Raw genomic sequence first — 24,830 nt, forward strand, 5'->3', positions numbered from 1 at the left:
TGCTTCGACGTTCAACGTGAGTGACGCCCGTGTCGTGGACAACGCCCTTGACACGCCAATCAATGCGACGTTCAGCTCATCGCAGTCACGAACCTGGCGGATCAGCGTCACAGTGGGCGCGACAGCCGAGCTGACCGGATATTTGCAGACCAATGTCAGCACGCAGATCGTGCAGGAACGGACCACCGCCATCGGTGTGGACGCCAGCCTCGTCGTCCCTCCGCGCAGCAGGGTGACCGGGCAGTACGGTGTGCAGGCGTACGACGTGGTCTACGACGTCCAAACGGTGTTCTCCTGGCCGGCGGTCGTGGGACGACCGCGCGAGCAGTGCTTCGACCGGGGCACCCAGCGGGGCACCACCAACGCTCCGACCGTCACCGAAGGCTGGCGCTTCACCGCGGGCTGACCGGAACCGGCGCGGAGGCAACGGAGGCGGCGGAGGCGGCGGAGGCACCGAGACAATCGGTCCTCCGCATGCCGTTTTCTTAACCACGGCTCAGCCGGGCGCCGCACTGTTCGCGTCCCTGCGGGAGCGCAGCCCCTGCCCGTCGGCGGTGTTCGCCCGTCGTTTTCCTCGGGTGGAGTCGCGCCGCCGGGCGGCTTAATGAAACGGGGTTTTCGAAGAAGGACGTGCGGTCGACGGGGGTCGCCCGCCAATATTCCGGGGCGGCCGGCGGGATCGAGAACTTTCAGATCGGGTGTTCTGCGCGTACGCAAGCCAGAAAGGATGTGCTCTGGTCGATCGAGAACCCTACCCGCCCACACCGTGGAGCGGTCGAAGAATGCTTCCGGTGCGGTGAAGAACGATACCGGGCTCGATCACTGTCAAATGCGCGGCCACCGGGCCTGGTATCGGCATATAACACTCTGCGCGGCAGGCCCGTACTCCTGGTCCACCCCCAGCAGGTGGCTGAAAAAGAGGGTCCTGTCCACATCGGCCACCGGGAATGGCGACGCTGAGCATCAACAAGGTCCGGCGTTCACGGAATCGCGTTGTATTACACGCCGTTCGTATTAAGGGCCATGTCCTGAAGCGGTCCGAACGGAGAAGGCGAACCCGGCAACGAGCCCGCGACGGCCACCGCCGCAGACGTGAAAGACACAACCTGTCGTCGCAGTACTAGACCGCGTCTCGCGGGCCGGCGGTCAGGGTGAGGCTGCCGGGGATCGCGGCGAAGGCGTCGCGGACGTGGGCGGCCAGGTCGGCGCGGGTGGCGGGACCGGGCTGGGATGTCCACGTCTCCAGGGCACGATGGAACGCGGCGACGAGCATGTCGATGGCGAGTCGCGGGCGCAGGTCGTGCGGGTCGGCCAGGGCGAGCCTGTGGTGCAGGATCGCGAGCGCGGCGCGGCTGGTGCGGTCGCAGAAGTGCAGGCCGTGCGCGTCCATGGAGGGGGTCTTCTCCGCGAGCAGGTGGCTGAGCCGGACGCGACGCGCCCAGCCCTCGGCCGTCATGCGGCCGAGGGTGGCGAGCAGGGCTTCCTGCAGCATCTCCAGGACGGAACGGCCGCCGGAGGCACGGGATTCGAGGTCGTCGAGGAAGGCCGTCCACATGTCGTGGAGGGGCGCCGTCGCCACGTCCTCCTTGCTGCTGAAGGTACGGAAGAAGGTGCGTTTGGAGACCTCGACCGCCTCGCACAGGTCGTCGAGCGTCGTGCCGTCGAAACCCCGCTCGGTGAACAGCTCCAGGGCGGTGTCGATCAGCGCCTGGCGGGTGCGCAGCTTCTTGCGTTCGCGCAGTGGCAGCCGGTCGGCCGGGGCGACCGGCGAGGTCGGCGAGGTCGGCGAATGAGGTGGGGCCGGGGTAGTCATCGCGGCCAGTGTAGCGGAGCGCGAATGCCTCTTGTAGGTTTATGCCACTCAGTGGCGTTATGGTGGCCGTCGACGGTTACCGCTGTTTCGGTGAGTCTTCGGCGAGCCGGTGGTTGCCGCTGTCCCGGAGAGTTGTCCCAGCGAAAGGTGCATCACCCATGCGTGCTCTGCTTGTCGATCGTTCCGTGCCCGGTGGGTTGCGGCTCGGTGAGGTCCGCGATCCCGAACCCGCCCCGAACCAGGCGCTGATCCGGGTGACGGCGACCTCCCTCAACCACGGCGAGGTGAAGTCCGGCCTGGAGAACGCCCCCGAGGGAACGGTGCCGGGGTGGGACGCGGCCGGGGTGGTGGAGCGGGCCGCCGCCGACGGCTCCGGCCCGGCCGTGGGCACCCCCGTGGTGACACTCGCCGGCGACGGCGCGTGGGCGGAGTTCCGGGCCGTCGACACGGAGCTGATCGGCACGGTGCCTCAGGGGGCCGACCCCGGCGCGGTCAGCACGGTCCCGGTGGCGGGGGCCAGCGCGCTGCGCGCCCTGCACCGGCTCGGTCCCGTCGTCGGCAAGCGGGTGCTGGTCACCGGTGCCACCGGAGGGGTCGGGCGGTACGCCGTGCAGCTCGCCCGGCTGGGCGGCGCGCACGTGACGGCGTCCACCGGCGACCCGGTCGCGCACGGGGACGGCCTGCGGGCACTGGGCGCGCACGAGGTGGTGGCGGGACCGTCCGGGATCGGCGACCCGGTGGACGGCGTCGTGGAACTGGTCGGCGGACGGCAACTGGTGGACGCTTTCGGCAAGCTCGCCGCGGGCGGCACGCTGGTGTCCGTTGGGCACACGACGGACGAGGGTGAGCACTTCCCGTTCGGGGCGCTGCTCGGCGACCAGGGCCGCCACGACCGCTCGGTCGTCACCTTCTTCCTGCTCGGCTGTCCCGGGCTGGCCCCTGACCTGACCTGGCTGGCCGGGCAGGTGGCGACCGGAGCCCTGGCTCCGCGGATCTCCTGGCGGGGTGGCTGGGACAAGGCCGCGGAGGCGGTCGAGGCACTCCTCGGTCGCCGGCTGCACGGCAAGGCGGTCCTCGACATCGGCTGAACCCGCCGTTCCGGCCCGCGGCCACCGCGGTCGTAGTCGCGGTGAGATGGACCACCGGGTTCCCGGGAAACCGGCGACGCCGTGGACGGGTTCTCCCCGTGCCACCGATTCCTTTTCCTGACACCGGCCGTCGGTAACGTGTGGGGACGTCAACGAGAGGACACGGAGATGGACGGCAGGCATCCCGCACTCGCGCGGCTCGACGTGCTCGTCGGACGGTGGACGGTGCAACCGAAGGTCGACGGCGTCGGCTCGGCGTGGACCGAGTTCGCCTGGCAGGAGGGCGGCGCGTTCCTGCGCCAGTACACCGACGCCGATCCGATCCCGCCCACCACGCCGGACCCGTGGCGGGACCACGCGCCCTTCCCGACCACCACCGTGATCGGCCTCGACGACGCCGCCGGGGAGTTCACCACGCTGTACGCCGACGCCCGGGGCGTGTACCGGGTCTACCGGATGACGTTCGCCGACGACGTGTGGACGATGTGGCGGGACGCGCCCGGGTTCAACCAGCGCTTCACCGGCACGCTGAGCGCCGACGGCGACACCGTGGACGGGCGGTGGGAGATGTCGGAGAACGGCGTGACGTGGAACCTCGACTTCGAGCTGACCTACACCCGCGTGCGCTGAGGGACCCGATCGCGTCCGCGTGCGGTGAAGGGCCGGACCGCGTCCGCGTGCGGTGAAGGGCCGGACCGCGTCCGCGTTCCGGACCCCGCCCGCGTGCGTCCGGAGGCATCCAGGGTGCGCACACTCGCGTCCGGTGGGTGCCGGTCCGCGTCCGTGCGCGGTGAAGGGGGCCCGGGCGCCTCCCTCCGGATGACGCCCGGGACCGGGGGTCAGGGACGGCCGTGGTCCTCGCGGAGGCGCGTCTTGAGGAGTTCGCCGCTCGCCTTGCGCGGCAGCGCGTCCACGAACGAGACGTCGGCGGGGCACTTGAAGTGGGCCAGACGCTCCCTGGCCCAGGCGATCAGCCGCTGGGCGGTGACCGGCTCCGCGCCGGGGGAGGTCCGCACGGCCCTGCCCGGCCTGCGCGTCCTGCTGGTCCACGGCGCGTCGGCTGACGGCGCGTCGGCTGACGGTGCCTCGACTGACGGTGCCTCGACTGACGGTGCCTCGGTTCACGGCGTGTCGGTTCACGGCGCTCAGGCCGAGGGCGCCCCGGATCGTGGCGCGGCCGCCGGTGACGGTCCGGCCGGAGGCGGATCCCTGCCCGCCGGGGCCGTCGACCTGGACGCCGAGCTGGCGGCCGTCGTACGGAACAAGGCGGACGGGACCGAGACGGACGGGACCGAGGCCGACAGGGCCGAGGTGGACAGGGTGGACAGGGTGGACAGGGTGGACAGGGTGGACAGGGTGGACAGGGTGGACAGGGTGGACAGGGCGGACAGGACGGTCCGGGCGTATGCCGAGGCGCATCCCGCCGACCCCCCGCCGTCCAGGACGTGGCGGTCGTCGGCTACCCGGACGACGTACTGGGGGAGAGGGTGTGCGCGGTGGTGGTGCCGCGCGAGGGGAGCGCCCTCACCCTCGGCGAGCTGGTCGGCCACCTGCGCGCCGACCGCATCGCCTCGTACAAGCTGCCGGAACGCCTGGAGCTGCGGGACACGCTGCCCCGCAACCCCGTCGGCAAGATCCTCAAGCGCCGTCTCAGGAGCGAGATGGCGCACGCACCGGAAGCGGCCGGGGAAAAGGGAGTGTGAGACATGGACGACGACGCGAAGCTGCCGGTGGTACGGGACATGGTCGAGGCGTGGAACGACCTCGACTGGGACCGCGTGGTCGGGCTGTTCGCGCCGGACGGCGTGCTGCACAGCGTGATGCGGGAGCCCCTGCGAGGACGCGAGGCCATCGGTGAGCGCCTCGCCGTCCTCGCCGACGGCCTGGAGCGGCTCACCCCGCACGTGCGGGCGCTGGGGGTGGTCGACGGCCGGGTGTTCCTGGAACGCCTCGACGTCTTCGACGTCCGGGGGCATCACGGGGAGGTTCCGGTCGTCGGCGTGCTGAGCGTGGCGGACGGGCTGGTCACCGAATGGCTGGAATACTACGACCGGGCCACCCTGCTGCGCGGGATGGGTCTCGGTACGGACTTCGCGGCATGACGACCCCCGCTCCGCACGGCCCGGGGACCCCCGGCTCCGCGACACGGGGTGCCGGGACGCCGGGCTCCGAGGTGTCCTGGCCGGGCGCGTCCGGCCGCCGTCCGTCCGGGTCCGGCTCGTGGGGGGGCCGGACCCGGCGGGCCGTACGGCTCGGCATGGACGCGCGGGACGGCTGGGGCTCGCTCCTGAGAGCCGCCGTGCGGCGGTTCGGCGGGCGGACCGCGATGGTCGCGCACGGGGACGGCGGACCTACCGCGAGCTCGGTTCCAACGCCGCCAGGCTCGCCAACGCCCTGCACGGGCTCGGGGTCCGCCCCGGCGACCGGGTGGCGCTGATGGCCGGGGACCGGGCCGAGGCGCTGGAGGCGTACATGGCCTGCGCGTTCGGCGGGTTCACCGCCGTGCACGTCAACGACCGGCTCAGGGCGGGCGAGGTCCAGGCGATCGTCGACGACGCCGACGTGCGGGCGTTCCTGCACACGGACAGCCGGACCGAGGTCGCCGAGGCGATCGCCGGGCCCGGCATCCTGGTCAGCGCGGGGCGGGAGCCCGCCCGGGGCGCGCTGCGCTACGCGGACCTGCTCGCCGGGGCCTCCGACCGGCTTCCCGAGCCGGGTCCCGGTGGGTTCCCCGCCGTGATCGGCTACACCAGCGGGACGACGGGCGACGCCAAGGGCGTGGTGGTCGAGGACGCCACGCTGGCCAGGATCATCCGGCACATGCCCTTCCACTACCGGCTCGCGCCGGGCGGCGGGTGCGCGTTCACCGGCACGTTCTCCTTCGTGGCCGGGTTGTGGGGGGTCATCCTGCCGCACCTGTACCTCGGCGGCACTCTCTCCTTCATGGCCGGGCTGACGCCGGACGCGTGGGTGGACGCGATGATCCGCGAGCGGTCCGCCTTCACGTACGTGCCCAGCCCGCTCGCCCCGGCCTTCGTCGCGGAGGTCCGGCGCCGCCCCGAGGTGCTCGGCACCCTCCGCGCGGTGCTGCACTCGGCCTCCGCGCTCCCGCCCGGTCCCGGCTCGCGCCCGCGTCCACGCGTGACCCCGGCTCGGCTCCGGCCCGCCGGGCGGACGTCCCGGACCGTGGTCGGGAAATCGCGCACCGTATCCGTGGTGTGCTTCCTCGCGTAATGTGCGAGGTATTGGATACTTCGTGTCATCGCATACTTACCGAGCGCAGAAATCGCCGATCGCGCGAAATCCGTGCCGGGCGTACGGCAATCAATGGCCGTGACCTCTTTGTGGCCGATCGTATCCATGAACCGTCATCCCCTTCCTCAAGGGTAGATCGTTCCTATTCCGGGGAAAACCCGTATGGAATGCGGCGAGGGCCAGGTCGGGGCCGCTGGGGGCGGGCGTCACGGATCTCCTGGACGGCGGATTCCCAGCGTGTCCGGATGATCGCAGCCTGCTTCCGGAGCGTTCCGTGGGCGAGGGAATCCAGAGGGTGCCCGGATGACGTGAAATTAGTTCGGATCTGTTTCATGAAAAATATTCAGATGAAATCCATGCCGATAGGTTGATTCCTGACCCATAATCGCCGTCAAGAACATTAAGGATCGTGAAAAGGGAGCGCTGCGTTGTACGGCAGAACCTCTCCGCTGTTCATCGGCCGGAAGCGGGAGCTCGACTTCCTCGGCGAGGCGTGGGGGGAGGCCAGACGCCGCGACGCGCGGATCGTGGGTGTCCGGGGGGCGTCGGGAATCGGCAAGACCGAGCTGGTCGAACGCTTCCTGCGCACCGTGCCCGGCGTGCGGACCGTCCGCGCCTTCGGCGACGAGGACGCGCTCGTCCACCCCTGGGGAGTGCTGGAGCAGATCGCCGAGCAGCTGCCGACCCCGGCGCTCGCCAGGACGCTGTCGGGCCAGGCCGAGGCCGCCTTCATCGGGCAGGCCCTCGCGGCGGAGTTCGCCGCAGCGGACGCGCTGATCGTGGTCGTCGACGACGCGCACTGCGGCGACCGGCAGTCGATGGCCGCGCTCCGCCTGGCGGCCCGGCGCCTGCGCAACGCCCAGGTCATGCTCCTGGTCGTCCACCAGGCTCCCGGGTACGCGACGGGAGCGGCGCCGGACGCCCCCCGCCTGGAGCTCCACGAGGGCTGGGAGCGGATCTTCGACTCGGCGCAGGGCCGCCTGCTCCAGGTCGACGGGCTCCCCGCCGACGACCTCGTGAGACTCGCCGTCGCGACCGGCCACGACGGGCTCACCCCCTCCGGCGCCAGGAGGCTGCACGAGCACACCGACGGCAACGCGCTGCACTCGGTGCTCCTGCTGGACCAGGTGGAGATGCACTCGATCAACTTCGGCAACGGCCCGCTGCCCGCCCCCCGGGGCATGACGCAGGCCGTCGTGGCGCGGCTGGCGTCGTGCGACCGCCGTACCCGCGAGGTCGTCGGCGCGGCGGCGGTGCTCGGCCGCCGCTTCGGCCTGGCCGACCTGCGCGCGCTCTCCGGCGTCGCCGACGCCACGACGCCCCTCGAAGAGGCCGCCGACGCCGGGCTGGTCAAGGAGATCCCCGGCACGGGAGGGCAGGAGTTCGCGTTCACCACCCTGCTCGTCTGGGACCGCATCTACTACGACTCCGGCGTCGAGCGCCGCCGGGCGCTGCACCGCAGCGCCGCCCTGCTCGGCGGTCCCGGCGCGCTGTGGCACGGGATCGCGGCGTCCGGCGGCGGTACGGACGGCGAGCTCGCCGCGCTCGCCCAGGAGGAGGCCCAGTCCCTGCTGTCGCGCGGCAGGCTCCCCCTCGCGGCGGTGTACGCCCGCCACGCCGCGGAGCTGACCCCGCCGGGGCCCGACAGGGTGGCCCGGATACTGACGGCCGCGGAGACCCTGCTGGTCTCCGGTGACGCCACCGTCGCCCGGCGCTACGAGAGCGAGATCCTCGCGATGCCGCGAGGTCCCTGGCGCGACTACGTCGCCGGTTACCAGGCCCTGATCTCCGGACGCGTCGCGGAGGCCAAGCTGTTGTTCGTCCAGGCCCTGGGCGCCGTCGGGCACGACAGGGCGGAGAGCCCGCAGGCGCCCGCGGACCTGCGGGCGCGCATCGCGGCCCAGCTCGCGATCATCGGGGTCGTCGAGATCTCCTACCCCGAGATGGTCGAGTACGGCACGGCGGCCGTCGCGGCGGGCAGCCACGAACCGTGGGTGCGCGCGTTCGCCTGGTTCGCCCAGTCCCTGGGCTGGACGCTGGCCGGACGTGCCGAGGAGGCGTTGGCGTCCCTGGTGGACGCCGACCTGCCGGGTTCGGTGGCCGGGCTGGACGGGCTGGTGGCCCGCGGGATGATCCGGCTGTGGACCGACGACCTGGAGGGCGCGTCCGCCGACCTGCGCGAGAGCGTCGCGCGGGCCACGCGCGGCGAGGCGCTGCGGGTCGGCCAGGCGCTCGGCTTCCTGGGCGAGGTCGAGTACCGGCGGGGCAGACTCGACGACGCCGTCCAGTTCACCCGGCTCGCCGTCGGCGACGCCGAGGAGAACGAGCGGGTCTGGGACTACGCGATCCTGCACTCCCTGGCGTGCTTCCCCCGCGCGGCCCGGGGCGAGTGGGACCGGGCACAGGAACACGCCCGCCAGGCCGCCGACTGGGCGCCGATCGTCGAGAGCAGGGCGAGCCTCGCCTACGCGGCGGGCGCGCGCGCGTCGATCGCCCAGGCCCAGGGCGACGTCCAGCGGCTGCTCAGCGCGGCCGAGGCCATCGAGCTGCACTACGACTCCCTGGAGCCGGGCACCCACCTGTTCGGCCCGATCGGCGCCGACGCGCTCTCCCAGCTCGGCCGGGTCGACGAGGCGGACGCCTCGCTGGGCGTCTTCACCGACAGGGCCGCGTCGAGCGGGCGCCTCTCGACCCTGATGTCCATCGCCAGGGTGCGGGGCCAGATCGCCGCAGCCCGGGGCGACCACGCGGGTGCCGTACGGGAGTGCGAGGAGGCTCTCTCCCTGGCCCGCGAGGTGGGGCTGCCGATCGAGGCGGGCAGGATCGACCTGGTGATGACGCGCTCCCAGCACGCCCGGGGCCGTCACGCCGAGGCGGAGCGGCTGCTGAGGCGGGCGCTGGTCGCCTTCAACCGCACCGGCGCCGCTGCCTACGCCGACCTCGCCCTGAAGACGGCCGGGGAGCTGAGGCTCTCCGTGGACGGCCCCAACGCCGCCTTCAGCAGCCTCACCGGGGCCGAGCGCGAGGTCGTGGCGATGGTCTGCGAGGGCCTGACCACCCCCGAGATCGCGCGGAGGCGCTCGGTGGTGGTCAGCACCGTGGAGACGCAGCTGAACCGCATCTACGCGAAGCTGAACGTCGGCAACCGGCGCGAGCTCCGCGCCGTCCTGTCCGACCCCGACGAGTAACCGGCCCCGGAACCCGGCCCCCGGCGCCGCGCACCGGCACCAGGCACCCGGCGTCCGGCTCGCGGCTCGCGGAGAGCGGTGCCTTGGCCGTGCCCGCGTACGGGAAACACGCACGTCGGGGTACCGGAGTCGGGCATGTCGAGGTTTGTCGTGTCATCCGTAGGGGTGGTACCTGGACGCTTTCCCGATCCCCGGTGATTACCGTGGGCGCTTGCCAGAGCGCCGGGAGAGCGGCGCCGCCGACAGGAGGCCGGAATGCGGTTGACCATCGACGTCCAGAGGACCGCCACCGGTCACATCGCCGGGACGGTCGAAGCCGATGACTCCGCGCCGCCCGTCCCCTTCCACGGCGTCATCGAGCTGGTCACCCTCCTGGAAACCCACCTGGACGGATGACCGGGCGAGAGGGCGCCGGAGGCAGTCGTCCGCGCAGTGTCACGCAGGGGGGAGAGCATCAGATGGGCACCACGTCCCACCTCGGGAGGGAACACCGCCGCCGGCCACAGGTCATGACGGCCCCGCGAGCCGTGCGGGGCACGCGGGACGTACCGGCCACGCAGGGCGCGCAGGTCCGGTGGGCCGGGCGGAACGGCCGCGCGGCATCGGCCGGGGCCGCCGCGTGAACACCACCATGACGGTCTTCGCGCCGCCGACCCAGAGCGGCCACGACCTGCTGGACAACTGGATACGGCCGATGTGCGCGAGGCTGGGGGTCCGCCTGGCGGTCGCCCTTCCCGGCGCCGGACAGGACACCGCGCTCGCGGCGCAGCGGGCGTCGACCTTCGTCGTGTGGGACTGCTCGGTCGAGGGGCCCGACGACGTCTACGCGGCCTTCAACATGCGCGCCAAACTCGACCCCGGCAGCATCGTCCTCAGCCGTACCCCGCTGCCCCGCAACGTGCTGACCCGCGCCAGCCACGCCCCCGCCCACGGCGAGACCCTGGGCAACCCGGAGCTGGGCGAGTGGCTGGAACGGCGCCTGCGCCGCGTGCTGGGCACGGTCCGGACGCCCGCGTCGCGCCTGCCCGAGCCCCGGCGGCACTACTGGATGTTCGACAACCCGGCCGACTACTTCCTCAGCTTCCACGGTGATCACCGGCAGGAGGCGGAGGAGTGGCGCGCGGGCTTCGAGAGGGCGCACTCGGTCACCGTGCGGATGGTTCCGCCCCGCGAGTACTCCTACCCGGCCGAGGTGGTCACCCGGCAGCAGATGTGGGAGGGCGTGGCGCGGCTGATGTACGAGATCATCGCGACGGGGAGGGCCATCGTCCATCCCTCGCCGGACTACTTCTCGTCGTTCTGGACGGTGAGCGAGCTGCTGGCCGCGCTGTGGCTGCTGCCGCGCGGCCCCAAACCACCCATGATCACCTCCGCGTACGCCGCCCGGCCCTCCGGCGGCATCCGGCGGCTGGAGCACCTCACCGCCCGTACCGTCCTGGGCGTCCCCCTGCTGGGCGACGCCCACGCCGACCGCTTCGCCAGGCTCATCAACCACGCCGACCCGATCACCACCGCCCCGGAGATCCACAGACCTACGGCGGGCGGGGGAGAGGCCGTCACCGGGACGGTGAAGCGGGTCGGCCGGCACGACCCCGAGATGGCGACCTCACGGTTCTGGGACGAGATGCGCGTGCCCTGCCCGGTCTGCGCCCCCCGGGGCGGGACCGCCGCGAAGGTCGACTGGGACCGGCACATGGACCTGTCGTGGGACGAGCGGGGCGTGGACCACTACGGCTACTTCACCGCGCGGCGCGAGGAACTCCGCACGGGAGGGATCCGCTGCCCCGGGTGCCGTACCCACCTGAGGCTCGTCAACGAGCACGGCGTCCGCACGCTCTGGACACCGCTGCCCGAGGGGGAACCCGAGCGGGACCGGCCGGTCATCCAGTGCGACCCCGTCTGGCAGGTGCTGCCGGACGGACCGCGAGGCGCCGAGCCGCTCTCCGGGCGGAAGTCCGCCGACGCCCTTCTCGACCTCCAGGACAGGGGGTTCGCCGCCGAGACGAGGTGGGTCTCGGCGCACAGCTCCGCCTAGCCGGGCGAGGGGTCCCCTCCGGGGACTCGTCACCCCGCGAATGGGAGCGTTCCAAAACGTCAGAAGACCTGTTCGCCGCCGTCGACGGGCTCGACCCGGCTTGGCCGGCAGGAGGCGAAAGCGCAGTGAGAGGAGGCGAGACGGATCCCGTTCACACCGCTCAAGGAGAGTTCCCACGCTCAGGGAGAGTTCCCACCCCCAAGGAGAACGGATGAACGCCATCCCTTTCCGGCCCGCGGGCCGGGCGCCGGGGTGAGGTCCCGGTGAAGGCGGAGGACGACGGGGGAACCGCCGGGCTCCCCCGGGAAACGCACGGGAAACCGGCGGGGAGGCCGGTCCGGGACCCGGATCCCGGCCGCGTCGCCGACACCTCCAACGACTCCGGCACCCCTGGCACCCCCGCCGCCCCCGGTTCCTCCGGTGCTTCCGGCGGGGCCGCGGACCGCGAGCGCGACCTGGCCCTGTCACTGAGCCGTCGCTCCGGCGAGCTCGCCGCCGCCGGGCGCCACGAGGAGGCGCTCGCCGCGAGCGAGGAGGCGCTGGAGATCATCCGGCGGCTGGCCGGGGACGATCGCGACACCTACCTTCCCGACCTGGCCCTGTGCCTGGCCGGGGCGGCGATGCGGTACGTCCGGCTGGGCCGCAGGCACGACGCGGTCCGCGCGGGACGCGAGGCGGTGGCCGTCAGGCGCGAACTGGCGGAGGCGCGCCCCGGCGAGTATCTGCCCCACCTCGCGGGTTCGCTGAACGGCCTCGCCTGCGACCTGGGCCGGATCGGCAGGCCGGAGGCCGCCCTGGACGCCGCCCGCGAGGCGGTCGGCATCTACGAGGAACTCGCCGCCCGGAACCCGGCGGCACACGAGCCGAGCCTCGCGATGGCGCTGCACACGCTGGCCCAGCGCACGGCGTCGCTGGGGCGGCTGGAGGACGCCGTGGTCCACAGCATGCGAGCCGTCTCGATCCGGCGGCGGCTCGCCACGGAGAACCCGCCCGGCCACTCGGTGGCCTTCGCCACCGCGCTGCACGGCCTCGGCTGGCAGCTGGCCGCGCTGGGACGCCGCGAGGAGGCCATCGCCGCCTACGCCGAGTCGGTGACGATCCGCCACCGGCTGGCCCGCTCGGAGAACGCCCAGGCCGCCGACCACGACTACCTGGCCTCCGTGGCGGGGGAGTGGGCGGACCTCCTCATGGACGCGGGACGCATCCCGGCGGCGATGGAGCCGCTGGAGATCGCCAGAACCGCCTCCCTGCACGCCGGTGACACCGAAAGGGCGAACCGCCTGGCCGCCCTGATGGAACGTGCCGGAAGCAGCCGCGTCTGAGCCTCCGCCTCCCGTACGGGGGCGGCCCCGGCTCCGGCTCCCGTACGAAGAGGTTGGGACGAGATCCGCGGCCCGCGCGGGAGGAGGGGACTCGCGCGGGCCGCGGATCTCGCGAGCGGGAGCGCGGCGAGCACCGGCGTGATCGCGGCGAACAGCCGGTCACCGGGCCGAGGCGGGGCAGAGCGGGGCCGAGACGGGGGCGGAGGCGGGGGCGTGGGTGGCCCGTTCGTGACGAACTACGATTGACGCCGGGCGTGCGGGCGCTGTCCGCCGCACGTCACCGTCCGTCGGCGACGGCCACCGCCGGCATGATCCTCGGCCGGGCCGTGACACAACCATGACACGGCGAGGACGAGGCGGGCACACGGCCGGCCGACAGTGGAAGGGGCCGACCGGCGGACGGGTCATGGGCGAGTTACGGGAGCGTGCTGTGAAACTCGGGGGCGTGTCGCGGGTGTTGCTGATCGAGGACGACCCGGCCGTACGGGAGGGCCTTGAGCTGGCCCTGACCCTGCACGGGTACCGGGTGCGCGCGGTGGAGTCCGGCGAGCAGGGGCTGGACCGGCTGCGTACGGATCTTCCCGACGTCGTCGTGCTCGATCTGATGCTGCCCGGCATGGACGGGTTCGAGGTCTGCCGCCGCATCCGGGCCGCCGGCCAGCTGCCGATCATCATGCTGACCGCGCGCGGCGACGACATGGACGTGGTGGCCGGGCTGGAGGCGGGCGCCGACGACTACGTGGTCAAGCCGGTGCAGCCCCGGGTGCTTGAGGCGCGCATCGGCGCCGTGCTCCGGCGGATTGGCCGGGACCAGGCGGAGCTGGAGCGGCACGGGGACCTGACCATCGACCGGGCCGGGATCGTGGTCGCCAAACGCGGCGTGCCGGTGGATCTCGCCCCGACCGAGCTGCGCCTGCTGCTTGAGCTCTCCGGCACGCCGGGCCGGGTGCACAGCCGGCGACAGCTGCTGGAGTCGGTGTGGGAGCACGGGTACTTCGGCGACTCGCGCCTGGTGGACGCGTGCGTGCAGCGGTTGCGCGCGAAGATCGAGGACGACTCGGCGACGCCCGTCTACGTGCAGACGGTACGCGGGTTCGGGTACCGGTTCGGGCCGGTGTGAGCCGCCGGTGACACCTCGGCCGAGCCTGGGGCTGCGCGCCCGGCTGCTGTTCGCCTTCGCGCTGCTGTGCGTGGTCACCGCGGCGTCGGTGGCCGGCGGGATCTACGTCCAGGCCCGCAACGACATCCTGCGGAGGACCCAGGACGCCGCGGTGCAGGCGATGACCGGCCGCCTGCAGGCGCTCTACCCGTTGCGGAGCGCGGCGCCCGGCCCGGACGAGCTCGGCGAGATCGCCGCGGGCGCGGCCGACCAGAACAGCTTCGCGGTCGCCGTCTACGGCGAGCTGCACTCGCCGATCCCCCCGTCCCCGCCCCCGTTGTCGGGGCCCTGGAGTCCGGACGGGCAGGCGCAGGTCCTGGATCTCGGGGTGATCTCACCGAGGTTGCGGCAGGTGGTGGCCGGCGGCCGTACCGCGTGGCAACGTGTGGTGTGGCAGAACGGGCCCATCCTGATCATCGGCATGCCGATGCTGATCACCGAGCGGGACCGGACGACGCGGGTGTCCGGCATCGAGGTCTACACCGCGCGCAGCCTGCTTCCCGAGCAGCGCAGCATCGACGCGCTCGCCACACGAGCCTGGCTCATCGGCGGGGCGGCCCTGGCGTTCGCGGTCCTCCTGGCGTTGCTGGCCACCCGTGGCGTGCTGGGCCCGGTGCGCGAGCTCGGCCGGGCGGCCCGCCTGCTGGGCGAGGGCGAGCTGCGGACCAGGATCGCGGTGCGCGGCTCCGACGAGCTGGCCGACGTGGCGCGTACGTTCAACGACACCGCCGCGGAGCTGGAACGGCTCGTCGGGCAGCTGCGCGAGATGGAGGCCGACGCCCGCCGGTTCGTGGCCGACGTGTCCCACGAGCTGCGCACCCCGCTGGCCGCGCTCGCCGCGGTCGCCGACGTCCTGGGGGAGGAGGCGGACCGGCTGCCCATGCCCGCCGACAGGGCCGCCAGGCTGGTCAGCCAGGAGACGCTCAACCTCACCGCCCTGGTGAACGACCTCATCGAGATCAGCGGGTTCGACTCCGGCGTCGCGGCCCTCGCGCCGGACGAGGTCGACGTGGCCGAACTGGTACGCGCGACCCTGCGCGTCCGGGGCTGGCCGGAGCTGGTGCGCACCGAGGTTCCGGCCGGGGTGACGGCGCGGCTGGACCCGCGCCGGGTGGACGTCATCCTCGCGAACCTGGTCGGCAACGCCCTGCGGCACGGCGAGCCACCGGTGTCGGTACGGCTGCGCGCCGACCCCGGCTGGATCGTGCTTGAGGTCCGCGACCACGGGCCGGGGCTGGACGAGGGGGTGCTGCCGCACGTGTTCGACCGGTTCTTCAAGGCCAGCGCGGCCAGGGCCAGGTCCGAGGGCAGCGGCCTGGGCCTGGCCATCGCGCGGGAGAACGCGCGGCTGCACCGAGGCGACCTCACCGTCACCAACGCCCCGGACGGCGGCGCCGTGTTCACGCTGCGCCTGCCGCGTCAGCCACCCGATCCGGACGGAAGCGCCGTGTCCACGCCACGCCCGCCACACCGGGCACCCGACCCGGACGGAGGCCCCGGATGAGGACCGGACCCGCCCGCCGCGTGCTCGCCGCGGGCCTCGTGTCGCTCGTCGCCGCGGCCGGCTGCGGCGTGCAACCCAGCGACGTCATCCCCGCCGGTGCCCCGCCGAGCGGGCGCGTCGCACCGGCCACGACGGTCACCCTCTACCTGGTGAAGAACGGCCGGGTCGGCGCGGTGACGCGGCCCGGTGGTCGTCCGATGCTCCCGGCGGACACGCTCGCGCTGCTGGCGGACGGCCCCACCGCGGGGGAACGGGCGGACGGGTTCACCACCGACGTCCCGCCGGAAGCAGGCCCGTTCTCGGTGACCGCGAAGTCGGCCGGTCACCTGGTGGTGACCCTGTCCACCCCGGCCGGCGAGCTGTCCACCCCGGCCGTCGAGCAGATCGTGTGCACGGCCGCCGCCTCGGTGCCGGGAGGCCCCGCCCAGGTCACCGTCGTCGGCGCCGGGCGGAGCGTCGGCCCCCGGAACTGCCCGGGGTGACGGTTACCTCGGGCGGACCGCCGTGCTCGCGGGAAGATCGAGCGGAGCGTACGGCCGAATCGGCCGGTCGGTCGGCCGGTTGGTCAGCGCGAAGTCGGCCGCCGCCTCCGCGTGCAGCCGGGCGCTCGGCAGCAGCGGGACGGCGGTGTCCTTCTCGGTGATCAGGAGCTCGATCTCCGTACAGCCGAGGATGACGCCTTCGGCCCCGTCGGCCGCGAGATCGGCGATGATCCGGGCGTACGCGTCCCTGGAGGATTCCCGGAGCACCCCGCGCACCAGCTCGTCGAAGATCACGTGATGGGCCAGTTCCCGCTGCTCGCGCCGCGGGACGACCACGTCGAAGCCGTGGGCGGCCAGCCGATCCCGGTAGAAGGGCTGCTCCATGGTGAAGCGGGTGCCCAGCAGGCCGACCCTGCGCATCCCCCTGGCGCGGACCTCCGCGCCCACGGCGTCGGCGATGTGCAGCACGGGCACGCTCGCGGCCCGCGCCACGTCGTCGCTCACCCGGCTGAAGGTGTTGCTGCAGACGAGCAGGACCTCGGCGCCGAGATCCTCCAGTTTCCCGCCTGCGCCGGCCAGCAGCGTACTCACCTCGTCCCAGCGGTCGGCGAAGATGAGGTCCTCGACGGTCGTGTAGTCGACCGACCAGATGAGGCTGTTGGCGGAATGGCTGCCGCCGAGCCGCTCGCGTACCCGCTGGTTGATGATCTGGTAGTAGATCACCGTTGATTCCCAGCTCAACCCGCCGATGAGACCGATGGTGCGCATGGAACTCCGTTTCGATGTCTTGACGGCCCGTGCCGGCAGGCCGGCCGGTGAAGGTGACGCCACCGTCAGGTCAGGTCAGGCGGGGCGCCGGCGTGGACCCGCCCGATCCGCCCGGCCCCCCGGTGACGCGTCGGCGGTCAGGCTCCGGCCAGCGCGCGGGCGCAGGCACCGAGCCCGATCTCGCTGGAGGCCTTGACGAACACCACGTCCCCCGGTTCGAGAAGCGAGGTGGCCAGCCTGATGGCCCCGGCCACGTCCTCGGCGGTGTGGACGGCCACGCCCTGGTTCGAGGACTCCGCCGCCTCCGCCATCGCGAGCGGATCCCCCGCCCCGACCGCGATCAGCACGTCGAAGCGGAGGCCGGCGACGAGCCGGCCCATCTCCGCGTGCCGGGCGCGGGAGGCGTCCGCCTGCTGACCCATCGCGCCGAGCACGGCGACGGTACGGCGGGTGCCGGCCAGGGCCCTCACCGCCCGCAGCCCGGCCCGCACGGACTCGGGGCTGGCGTTGTAGGCGTCGTCGACGACGGTGACGCCGTCAGGTCGTTCGACGATCTCCAGCCGGCCCGCGGAGCGCCGCCGCGCGGCGTTCAGCCCGTCGGCGATCTCGGCGACGCCCAGGCCGAGTACGGTGGCGACGGCGGCGGCGGCCAGGGCGTTGGCCACCTGGTGCTCGCCGATGAGGCCGAGCTCGACCGGGGCGCGGCCGGAGGGCGTCACCAGCTCGAACGCGGTTCGCGCGCGGCCGGCCATCCGTACGTTCTCGGCTCGCACCCGCGCCTCCGCCGACCGGCCGTACAGCAGGATCCGGGCCCTGGTGCGGCCCGCCATGCCCATGACGTACGGGTCGTCGGCGTTGAGCAGCGCGAACCCGTCCGCCGGGAGTGCCTCGACCAGCTCGCCCTTGGCCTCGGCCACGTCGGCCGGTCCGGTCCCCATGCGCTCCACGTGCGCGGTGCCGACGTTGAGCACCAGCCCGACCCGGGGCGGTGCGATCCCGGTCAGGTACGTCAGGTCGCCCTTCCTGCCCGCGCCCATCTCCAGCACCAGGTACCGGGTGGCGGCGTCGGCGCGCAGCACGGTGAGCGGCAGCCCGAGCTCGTTGTTGAACGACCGGTCGGTGGCGACCGTCGCGGCGTGCCGTTCGAGCACCTGGGCCAGCAGGTCCTTGGTCGTGGTCTTGCCCACGGAGCCGGTCAGGCCGATCACGGTCGGGTCGATGTGGTCGAGCAGGTGCCTGGCGAGCAGGCCGAGCGCGAGCTGGACGTCCTCGACCACGAGGGCGGGCACGCCGACGGGCCTCGATGCCAGCACGGCGACGGCGCCGCCCGCGACGGCGCCGGCAGCGTGGTCGTGACCGTCGACGCGGGCGCCGGCCGTCGCGACGAACAGGCCGCCGGGCACCACCTCGCGGGAGTCGACCGCCGAGGGCGCCGTCACCGGCGCTCGCGGGTCGCGTACGTCGTACAGGCTCGCGCCGACGACCCGCGCGATCTCGTCCAGCGTCATGGGGATCACGAGCCGCTCCTGGCGAACGCGAGGTCGACGAGGCGGCGCAGCAGGTCCGGGTACGGGACACCGCTCGCGGCCCACGCCCTGGCGTAGACGGAACGGGAGGTGAAGCCGGGCATGGTGTTGATCTCCAGCACGCGCAGGCGTCCCGTGTCCTCCTCGTAGAGGAAGTCGACACGGGAGAGGCCGTAGCCGCCGATCGCCCGGAAGGCGCGCAGGGCCAGCTCGCGCACGTCCTCGGCCACCCGTTCCGGCAGCACGGCGGGGATGGCGGCGATCTCGGCCCGGCTGAGGTACTTGGCCTCGTAGTCGAGCCAGTCGCCGGGCACGATGAGCTCGCCGGGCACCGAGGCGTCCGGGGTGTCGTGGTCGCCGAGCACGCCGCAGATGATCTCGCGCGCGGTCACGCCCTGCTCGACGACGACCACCCGGTCGTGGGCCAGCGCCAGATCCACGCCCGCGCGCAGCTCCTCCATGGAGGTGACGCGTGAGATGCCGATGGAGGAGCCCATGTTGGCCGGCTTGACGTACATCGGCCAGTCGAGCGACTTCACCAGCCCCCAGGAGTCGGTGGTGGTGCGCCATTCGTGCTCGGTGAACCACACATGTGGGGTGACCGGAATGTCCTCCGCCAGGAACGCGTGCCGCATCGCGACCTTGTTCATGGCCACCGCGGAGGCCATGACGCCGCAGCCCACGTACGGGATGCCCAGCGTCTCCAGGTGACCCTGGACGACGCCGTCCTCGCCGAACGGCCCGTGCAGCACGGGGAAGACCACGTCCGCCAGATCGCGTCGCAGTTCCACCGGCCACCTGCCCCGCCGGTCGATGATGACGGGGACGGGCTCGTACAGATCCCTCGGCAGAGCGTCGAGCACGGCCTGCGCCGACTGCAGCGACACCTCGTGCTCCGCGGACGGCCCACCCGCCAGCACGGCCACGCGTACGCGTTCGGTCACGATCGATCAACCTTCCTCGGTGGCACGGAGACGGCCGGGCCCACCGCTGGGGCAGGCGCCGGTCGACCCCGTCCACTGTCGGCCGACCGTGTCCCCGTCTCGTCAGCGCCGTGTCATCGTTGTGTCACGGCCACGCCGGCCACCGTCGTCCCGGCTCGGCGAGCCCGGCGACCTTGAGTCCCGGACGCGGGGCGAGCCGGTCTCCCTCGCTGGGCGGCTCGACAGCGGCGATCCCCTCGTTTCCGCGTCACGGCCGGTGGCGCGTTCGATGTCGGATCATTGGTCCGACTCCCCGGATCGCACCCGTGGGCGGACCCGGACGGGACTACAGCCGGTCCGTGTACTCGCCGACGTGGCCCACGCCGGGGTGGGGCCGCCGTCGTGGCGGCCTGCCGCCGCTGTCCGGGCGGTACTCGAAGTGCCACCACTCGTTGTCGTAGACGCGGTACAGGTCGTAGCGGGCACCGTGTTCCTCCAGCCAGCGCGCGCCCTCATGGGGGCGTACGTCCAACGCGACGCCCTTGACGTGGCAGGATTCCGCCGGTGGCAGCACGAGCATGCGCGCCATCGCCGGGGAGCCGGAGCGGCGCACCTCCTCGTCGAACATCCGTTGCTGGACCTGGGGATCGCGGTATCCCGAGGTGAGGCCGATGAGCTGGCCGTGACGCCAGAGCGCCCGGGTGCGCGCCGCGGTGAACGCCGCGAGGGTGCCGCCGGTGAGCCCGGTGAGGTCCTCGGCGGGGAATCGCGTCCGCAACGCCCAGCGGCAGGCCAGTTCGCGGGCGCGGCCGGGACGCCGGACGAACGCCGCGGGCAGCAGGAACACGGCGAGCACCAGCGTGACCACGGCGTACAGCCGGTCACGGGGCCGGGGTGGGATCGTGCGTGGCTCGTTCATGACGAACCACGATCGGCACCGGACGTGCGCGTCCTGTCCGCCGCATGTCACCGTTTCTCGACGGCGGCCACCGTCGGCGCGACCGTCGGCCAGGCCGTGACACGACCATGACACGGCGAAGACGAGCCGGGCACACGGCCGGCCGGCAGCGGACGGGTTACGGGAGCGTGCCGTGAAACTCGGGGGCACCGGCACCCCGGGCCCGGGTGGCCGGGACGCGCGGCCTCGGTTCGGCCGGCGGGGTTCGTGACCCCGGCCCGGATGACCCCTCCATCACCCCGGCCGGGGTCCTACCCGGCGATGGACCGGGTGCTCTGGCGGCCGTGAGCGCCGTTACGAGCAGGGGCGTGGCCGTGGCCGTGGTCGTGGTCGTGAGTACGGTCACGAGCAGGTGCGTGGGCGCGGGCGAGAGCAGGGATCGTCCTCGTCACGCGAAGCATCCGCCCACGCCCTGGCGCGCGCCCCGGTTGAAGGCGCCCAGGCGTTGCGCGGCGGTGCCGTGGTCGCTCACGTCGGTCCAGGGGGTGTCGTCGGCGTGCGCGCGCAGGGCCGCCGCGATCTCCTGGGTGTCGCCGGTCTCGAAGTACAGGGTGCCGTCGTCGCCGGCTCCGAAGAGCGTCGCCCCGGCGAGGCAGTCGGCCTGGAGTTCGAGCTGCCGGGACAGCAGCCTCTCGGGAATGCGGGCCTGGACGGCGTGGGCCCATTCGTGCGCGATGATCAGATAGACCCAGGCGTCCCCCTGCCGGTACCCCATTCGCATGAGGTCGACGTCCCACGCGACGAAGTCGTAGGGCGGCCAGCAGTACAGCGCGTTGTCATCGGGAAGGGGATATCCCCGACACGTCGGCGTGTCGCTCCACCCGCCGTCGTACGCGCCGAGAACGCGCGGGGGCGAATACCTGCCGGGGAAGAATTCCGACCAGTGCGCCGCCCAGAACCGGTTGATGACGTATCGGGCGCTGCGGATGTCCTCGTTGATGTCGTCGAGGCTCCTCGCGTCGGAGGCGTTCACCGGGGCGTTTCCGCTCGTCGTGGCGGCCGCGGTGCCTGTGGGGATCGTGATCAGCACGCTGACGAGCAGCGCGACGAGCGCGAGACGAGTGCTTCTCCATCGTGAGGATGCCATGGGCTTCTCCCCTGTCACTGGCGGCCACATACCGGGCGCAACGGTTTGTCGCGGGGGTTTCAACAGGGCACGGTCACCATATGGGGAAAGGTAATACGAGAGAAGCGCTATCGCGAGATCGTATGGAATATCGTGCTAATTCTTCTCTGGATTCGGTGGATTATAGGCACGTCGTAAATCGGTGCGAAGCGGAAGTGATCCCCGGCGGGCCACTCCCGTCACCGTGACTCCGGAGCGGGAGACGACCGAGACTCCGGAGTGGGAGGCGACCGAGCCCCGGCCGGCGTCGTGCCCGCTCCTCCACGCGAGCGGCGCCGATCTGCCGGCACGCCGGTCAGGACCGCGACAGGGTCATCGCGAAGGCTCGGGCAAGGCACGCAGGGCGGGCCGGCTCAAGACGGTGGCCTCGCGTCTGACGGTCAAGGACCTGGCCGCCCTGGTCGCCTCAGGCCAGGGCGAGACATGAGTCTGGTCCCGCCGATCACGCGGCGGGACCAGGACCCAAAACCTTCATCGGCCCTTCAGCGGCCTTTTCGGCTGTTTAGTATCCGCGCTGCCAGGGCGAACAGTTCGCGGTGCCCGAGCCGGCACACACCCTGAGCTGATCGATGCTGCCGCCGTCGGCCGGTCGCTCCGATCCACAGCCGTCAGCGGACCCGTTGGCGTCGCCGACGGAGTCGCGCAGTCCCTTGGCGGTGATGTACTCCGTACGGATGCCGAGATTGTCGGCCCTGACGTCGCAGGCTCGAACCATGGTGCTGTTGCTGTATGACGTACCGGAGCCGGCCTTGGCTCCATTGACGTACACGACCACCGTTACGTCCGCCGCGCTAGCCGGAGCCGCGGAGAAAAGCATTCCCAGTGCTGCCACCGCGGTGAGCAACATTACGCGCACTGACTTGCCCATAATTCCTCCCTACATCAAGCGGCGAACACCTCGCCGAAACCACTTGTGATGGATCCGCTGCGTTCCCATCACGTAAGAACATCGCAAACATCGGGCGATGTGTCATTGACAATGCGCGCCAATCTTTTGCCGTCCAGCGCACCGTCTCCGCCGGAGGTTCTCCAGCCCGGCCGAGCCCATGCGCTGACCCAGAGGAACGAGTCACTCAAACTTGAGTTCGCACGAGGCCTGGAGTGGCCAACCTTCTGCTTGTGACTGAAAGTCGCATGTCATCACTGGACTTCTCGCCCGATCGCGCGGGAACACGGTCGAGAATCGATTTCGTTCTGAAGAGCGAGCGTATTGTCATCGAAACAAAGACGACGCGGAGGGCGCCCGGCAAGAAGGATGTGGCCGAAGAACTCATCGTGAACATCGAGCGACCTGAGGGGCACCCGGACCGTGGAGCCCTCATTGCCTTGGTCTGTGACCCGGAGCATCGCATCGATAATCCTCACGGATTCGAACGTGATTTAACACGCAGGCACGATGGTCTCATGGCTTATACATACGTGATCCAATGAAAAATGTCCCGGCGTATCTGTAAATCAAAGCGACGGGCAACCCTGTTAATCTTCAAGCAGGTGAGCACCGTCGTGGTGGCGGATGGCCGTCGCCCGGTCCTGGTGCATGGCGTCGAGGACGCGGATGGCGAATGCCTCGGATGCGAGTTCCCGGACCTCGTCGGCGGTGACCCAGCGGAAGGCGCGGGCTTCGTCGGTTTCGGTGAGCTGGCCGCTGACGACCTTGCAGTGGAAGACGAGAGTACGAGTTGAGGAGTTGGTCGTGGCCGAGCTGCCGTTGCCGGATCTGGACCCGACCAGTGATCGGGCCGTTTCTCGGCAGATCGTCGATCACATCAGACATGCGATCGAGCGGGGCGTCCTCGCCGAAGGTGACAAGGTTCCCTCGGAAGCTCACAATGCCCTGGCTTCGCCACTCTGATTTGTCAGACAGGTCTTGGATCGAGCATCTGTGGCGGGCGGCGCGGTCGAGCGTCAATTGGGACTGGACAGCGTTACGCCTGGACGTTCTTGCCCGCCTCGGCGATGAGTTCGATGAGGTCGGCGAGGAGTTTAGGACTGGCAGCGATGGTGGCTCCGGAGCTCATGGTGTGCGGGCTGCCGTCCATGTCGGCAATGGTGGCCCCGGCTTCGCGGGCGATGAGCACTCCCGCCGCGGTGTCCCACGGCTTGTTGCTGAGCATGATGATGGCGTCCGTCTTGCCTTCTGCCACCCAGGCGAGGTCGACAGCGGCTGAGCCGAACATCCGGACGCGTTGCACGCGGGCGGCGAGCTCATGAGTGAGCGCCAGGCGAAGTCGGTTCTTCCTCTCCGCGTCACCGTCCACGGCATAGTCGCCGATGGAGACCACGGCGGCGTGAAGGTCACCGGTCTGGCTCGCGCGAATCTCCCGTTCGTCCGCTTGTGCTCCATGACCTTGTGCCGCGCTGTAGCGGGAGCCGAGGAACGGCAGGTCGATCACGCCGAGGATCGGCATGTCCTTGTCGACCAGACCGAGGGAGACGCCGCACAGCGGGATGCCGCGCAGGAAGTTGGCAGTTCCGTCGACCGGGTCGAGTATCCACATGAGACCGCCTTCGGCAGCGGTTGTGGCCCCCTCCTCTTCGCCGAGGAACCCGATGTCGGGTGTCTCGCGGCTCAGGAAGCTGCGGACCGCGTGCTCCACGGCGTAGTCCACTTCGGTGGCCATGTCGCGGTCGCCCTTGGCGGTGACGGCTCCGGGAAGACGAGTTTTCACGATCTCGGCGGCGATGGTGACGGCCTGCTCGGCGATGGGCAGGAGTGTGTGGGCGTCGACGGTCATACGGGGCTGCTCCGCTCCCACATTGAGGTGAACACCTGGTCGAAGACGGGAAATAGGCCGTCAGCGGCGGTGTTGTCGTTGATCACGATGGTAGGGGAGCCGGCTCCGCGAGCCTGAGGGAGGTACGGCTGCACCACGCATGTGGTTTCGTCCGCGATGAGGATGTTGAAACGGATCGTCTCGTCGTGGACCCGCGACTCAAGTAGCTTGGCCGCCTCTGGCGTGAGTCTCCCCCTGAGACGAGTCAACATGCTGATATTGAGCGTGGTGAGTGTGCCGTCTCTGTAGCCTTCCTCATCCTCGCGGGCGCGGATCGCGCTTCCTTCAGGATTGAGGAACAGACATCGGATCGTGGTTCCGCTTTCGAGAAGTCGTTTGAGCCGGTGATCGGGGTAGTTCTGGCAGAGCACGTTGAGTGACAGTCCGGCGGCGTTGATCTCTCTGGCGCTGTCGAACAGAACTGAGGGTGGATAGACGGAGGTGAACGCCGACCGGCTGCCGAACACCGCCGCCACATCGGCCAGCTGGGGAGCGGGACAGATTTCGGCGATGCGATCTGCGCTCTTCGGCGGTTCGACGTCGCCCCTGGACGCGAGGACTTCACTCTTTCCCAGAGAGAACAGCTCTTCGGCGGATCGGCCGGGGAACATCGTCTCCAGAACTCGGCAGTGATCGGAGTACGGCAGGCCTTTGAACTCTCCGGAGAGCCAACGATGAAGCTGGGCACGACTCGGCCATTTTCCCTGCAAGGTTAAATCTAGCAATCCAGCCGCTTTGTCATATTCCTTGCAAAAGGTCCTATATGTCTGCCAATGGCGTTGCCGTAAAAGCGTCTTCGGCAGAATCTGTCGATCGGTCATGATCAACACCTTGGGTAGGGGGGACTGGCCATGCCGGGTTATCCATGGATGCGAAGCGAGAGGAGACATAGAGGAGACAAAGGGAAAC

General features: G+C 71.3%; 26 protein-coding genes. 16 read left to right on the forward strand and 10 right to left on the reverse strand.

All coding sequences use genetic code 11. From position 1 onward, the window contains the following. Positions 1-112 precede the first annotated feature (112 nt). Positions 113-406: a hypothetical protein gene (locus tag ACSC1Q_RS26730; protein WP_436761428.1), complete on the forward strand. Its 294-nt coding sequence runs from the start codon at positions 113-115 to the stop codon at positions 404-406. Positions 407-1,120: 714 nt separating this feature from the next. Here the strand turns inward: ACSC1Q_RS26730 and ACSC1Q_RS26735 are convergent. Continuing rightward, positions 1,121-1,813 (reverse strand): TetR/AcrR family transcriptional regulator, encoded by a 693-nt coding sequence (locus tag ACSC1Q_RS26735; RefSeq protein WP_436761429.1) that lies wholly within the window; start codon positions 1,811-1,813, stop codon positions 1,121-1,123. A gap of 158 nt (positions 1,814-1,971) precedes the next feature. On the opposite strand from ACSC1Q_RS26735, the gene ACSC1Q_RS26740 reads away from it, so the two are divergent. Then, positions 1,972-2,901, forward strand: a complete 930-nt coding sequence (locus ACSC1Q_RS26740) for a zinc-binding dehydrogenase (protein WP_436761430.1) — start codon at positions 1,972-1,974, stop codon at positions 2,899-2,901. A gap of 168 nt (positions 2,902-3,069) precedes the next feature. Next, positions 3,070-3,531, forward strand: a complete 462-nt coding sequence (locus tag ACSC1Q_RS26745) for a hypothetical protein (RefSeq protein ID WP_436761431.1) — start codon at positions 3,070-3,072, stop codon at positions 3,529-3,531. A 209-nt stretch (positions 3,532-3,740) separates the two neighbouring features. On the opposite strand, the gene ACSC1Q_RS26750 is transcribed toward ACSC1Q_RS26745, so the two are convergent. Beyond that, positions 3,741-3,917, reverse strand: coding sequence for an AMP-binding enzyme (locus ACSC1Q_RS26750; protein WP_436761432.1), 177 nt, complete (start codon positions 3,915-3,917; stop codon positions 3,741-3,743). 189 nt (positions 3,918-4,106) lie between these two features. Between ACSC1Q_RS26750 and ACSC1Q_RS26755 the strand changes: the two genes are divergently transcribed. The 10 genes from ACSC1Q_RS26755 (at position 4,107) to ACSC1Q_RS26800 (ending at position 15,846) form a co-directional block, all read left to right on the forward strand. Further along, positions 4,107-4,604, forward strand: coding sequence for an AMP-binding enzyme (locus ACSC1Q_RS26755; RefSeq protein WP_436761581.1), 498 nt, complete (start codon positions 4,107-4,109; stop codon positions 4,602-4,604). 3 nt (positions 4,605-4,607) lie between these two features. Beyond that, a complete protein-coding gene (locus ACSC1Q_RS26760) occupies positions 4,608-5,003 on the forward strand; it encodes a nuclear transport factor 2 family protein (protein WP_436761433.1) in 396 nt (131 codons plus the stop codon). A 118-nt stretch (positions 5,004-5,121) separates the two neighbouring features. After that, positions 5,122-6,135, forward strand: coding sequence for an AMP-binding protein (locus ACSC1Q_RS26765; protein ID WP_436761434.1), 1,014 nt, complete (start codon positions 5,122-5,124; stop codon positions 6,133-6,135). Positions 6,136-6,584: 449 nt separating this feature from the next. Beyond that, positions 6,585-9,344, forward strand: a complete 2,760-nt coding sequence (locus ACSC1Q_RS26770) for a helix-turn-helix transcriptional regulator (RefSeq protein WP_436761435.1) — start codon at positions 6,585-6,587, stop codon at positions 9,342-9,344. A gap of 255 nt (positions 9,345-9,599) precedes the next feature. After that, positions 9,600-9,740, forward strand: coding sequence for a hypothetical protein (locus tag ACSC1Q_RS26775; protein WP_350971714.1), 141 nt, complete (start codon positions 9,600-9,602; stop codon positions 9,738-9,740). A gap of 223 nt (positions 9,741-9,963) precedes the next feature. Beyond that, positions 9,964-11,379 (forward strand): hypothetical protein, encoded by a 1,416-nt coding sequence (locus ACSC1Q_RS26780; protein ID WP_436761436.1) that lies wholly within the window; start codon positions 9,964-9,966, stop codon positions 11,377-11,379. Positions 11,380-11,642: 263 nt separating this feature from the next. After that, positions 11,643-12,701 carry a tetratricopeptide repeat protein gene (locus ACSC1Q_RS26785; RefSeq protein ID WP_436761437.1) on the forward strand — a complete coding sequence of 353 codons (1,059 nt, stop codon included), beginning with the start codon at positions 11,643-11,645 and terminating at the stop codon, positions 12,699-12,701. 445 nt (positions 12,702-13,146) lie between these two features. Then, positions 13,147-13,821, forward strand: a complete 675-nt coding sequence (locus tag ACSC1Q_RS26790; protein WP_436761438.1) for a response regulator — start codon at positions 13,147-13,149, stop codon at positions 13,819-13,821. A gap of 7 nt (positions 13,822-13,828) precedes the next feature. Next, a complete protein-coding gene (locus tag ACSC1Q_RS26795) occupies positions 13,829-15,364 on the forward strand; it encodes an ATP-binding protein (protein ID WP_436761439.1) in 1,536 nt (511 codons plus the stop codon). Continuing rightward, on the forward strand, positions 15,361-15,846 hold the full coding sequence (locus ACSC1Q_RS26800) for a GerMN domain-containing protein (protein ID WP_436761440.1): 486 nt from the start codon (positions 15,361-15,363) through the stop codon (positions 15,844-15,846). The genes ACSC1Q_RS26795 and ACSC1Q_RS26800 overlap by 4 nt, the downstream gene beginning before the upstream one ends. 3 nt (positions 15,847-15,849) lie before the next feature. On the opposite strand, the gene ACSC1Q_RS26805 is transcribed toward ACSC1Q_RS26800, so the two are convergent. The 6 genes from ACSC1Q_RS26805 to ACSC1Q_RS26830 form a co-directional block, all read right to left on the reverse strand. Then, positions 15,850-16,614, reverse strand: a complete 765-nt coding sequence (locus ACSC1Q_RS26805) for an aspartate/glutamate racemase family protein (RefSeq protein ID WP_436761441.1) — start codon at positions 16,612-16,614, stop codon at positions 15,850-15,852. A 137-nt stretch (positions 16,615-16,751) separates the two neighbouring features. Continuing rightward, entirely contained in the window at positions 16,752-18,131 is a 1,380-nt protein-coding gene (locus ACSC1Q_RS26810) for a UDP-N-acetylmuramoyl-tripeptide--D-alanyl-D-alanine ligase (RefSeq protein WP_436761442.1), read from the reverse strand. Then, positions 18,128-19,084 carry a D-alanine--D-alanine ligase family protein gene (locus ACSC1Q_RS26815; protein ID WP_436761443.1) on the reverse strand — a complete coding sequence of 319 codons (957 nt, stop codon included), beginning with the start codon at positions 19,082-19,084 and terminating at the stop codon, positions 18,128-18,130. Before ACSC1Q_RS26815 ends, ACSC1Q_RS26810 begins: the two co-directional genes overlap by 4 nt. 325 nt (positions 19,085-19,409) lie before the next feature. Continuing rightward, positions 19,410-19,982, reverse strand: coding sequence for a D,D-peptidase/D,D-carboxypeptidase VanY-N (vanY-N, locus tag ACSC1Q_RS26820; protein WP_436761444.1), 573 nt, complete (start codon positions 19,980-19,982; stop codon positions 19,410-19,412). A 427-nt stretch (positions 19,983-20,409) separates the two neighbouring features. Continuing rightward, positions 20,410-21,108 (reverse strand): neutral zinc metallopeptidase, encoded by a 699-nt coding sequence (locus ACSC1Q_RS26825; protein ID WP_436761445.1) that lies wholly within the window; start codon positions 21,106-21,108, stop codon positions 20,410-20,412. 541 nt (positions 21,109-21,649) lie between these two features. After that, on the reverse strand, positions 21,650-22,015 hold the full coding sequence (locus ACSC1Q_RS26830; RefSeq protein WP_436761446.1) for a hypothetical protein: 366 nt from the start codon (positions 22,013-22,015) through the stop codon (positions 21,650-21,652). A gap of 233 nt (positions 22,016-22,248) precedes the next feature. On the opposite strand from ACSC1Q_RS26830, the gene ACSC1Q_RS26835 reads away from it, so the two are divergent. From ACSC1Q_RS26835 to ACSC1Q_RS26845, 3 genes are read left to right on the forward strand one after another with little or no spacing between them, the layout of a single operon-like run. Beyond that, positions 22,249-22,578, forward strand: a complete 330-nt coding sequence (locus tag ACSC1Q_RS26835; protein WP_436761447.1) for a PD-(D/E)XK nuclease domain-containing protein — start codon at positions 22,249-22,251, stop codon at positions 22,576-22,578. Between the two features lie 60 nt (positions 22,579-22,638). Next, on the forward strand, positions 22,639-22,830 hold the full coding sequence (locus ACSC1Q_RS26840; protein WP_436761448.1) for a hypothetical protein: 192 nt from the start codon (positions 22,639-22,641) through the stop codon (positions 22,828-22,830). Positions 22,831-22,840: 10 nt separating this feature from the next. After that, positions 22,841-22,999: a GntR family transcriptional regulator gene (locus tag ACSC1Q_RS26845; protein WP_436761449.1), complete on the forward strand. Its 159-nt coding sequence runs from the start codon at positions 22,841-22,843 to the stop codon at positions 22,997-22,999. Between the two features lie 73 nt (positions 23,000-23,072). Here ACSC1Q_RS26845 and ACSC1Q_RS26850 read toward each other — a convergent pair whose 3' ends face one another. Then, positions 23,073-23,882, reverse strand: a complete 810-nt coding sequence (locus tag ACSC1Q_RS26850) for an inositol monophosphatase family protein (protein WP_436761450.1) — start codon at positions 23,880-23,882, stop codon at positions 23,073-23,075. Continuing rightward, the gene (locus tag ACSC1Q_RS26855) at positions 23,879-24,742 is read right to left on the reverse strand and encodes a DUF5919 domain-containing protein (RefSeq protein WP_436761451.1); all 864 of its coding nucleotides are present in this window, start codon (positions 24,740-24,742) and stop codon (positions 23,879-23,881) included. The genes ACSC1Q_RS26850 and ACSC1Q_RS26855 overlap by 4 nt, the downstream gene beginning before the upstream one ends. Positions 24,743-24,830 lie beyond the last annotated feature (88 nt).

This window comes from Streptosporangium heterodermiicola (assembly GCF_051390675.1).
GTDB lineage: Bacteria > Actinomycetota > Actinomycetes > Streptosporangiales > Streptosporangiaceae > Streptosporangium.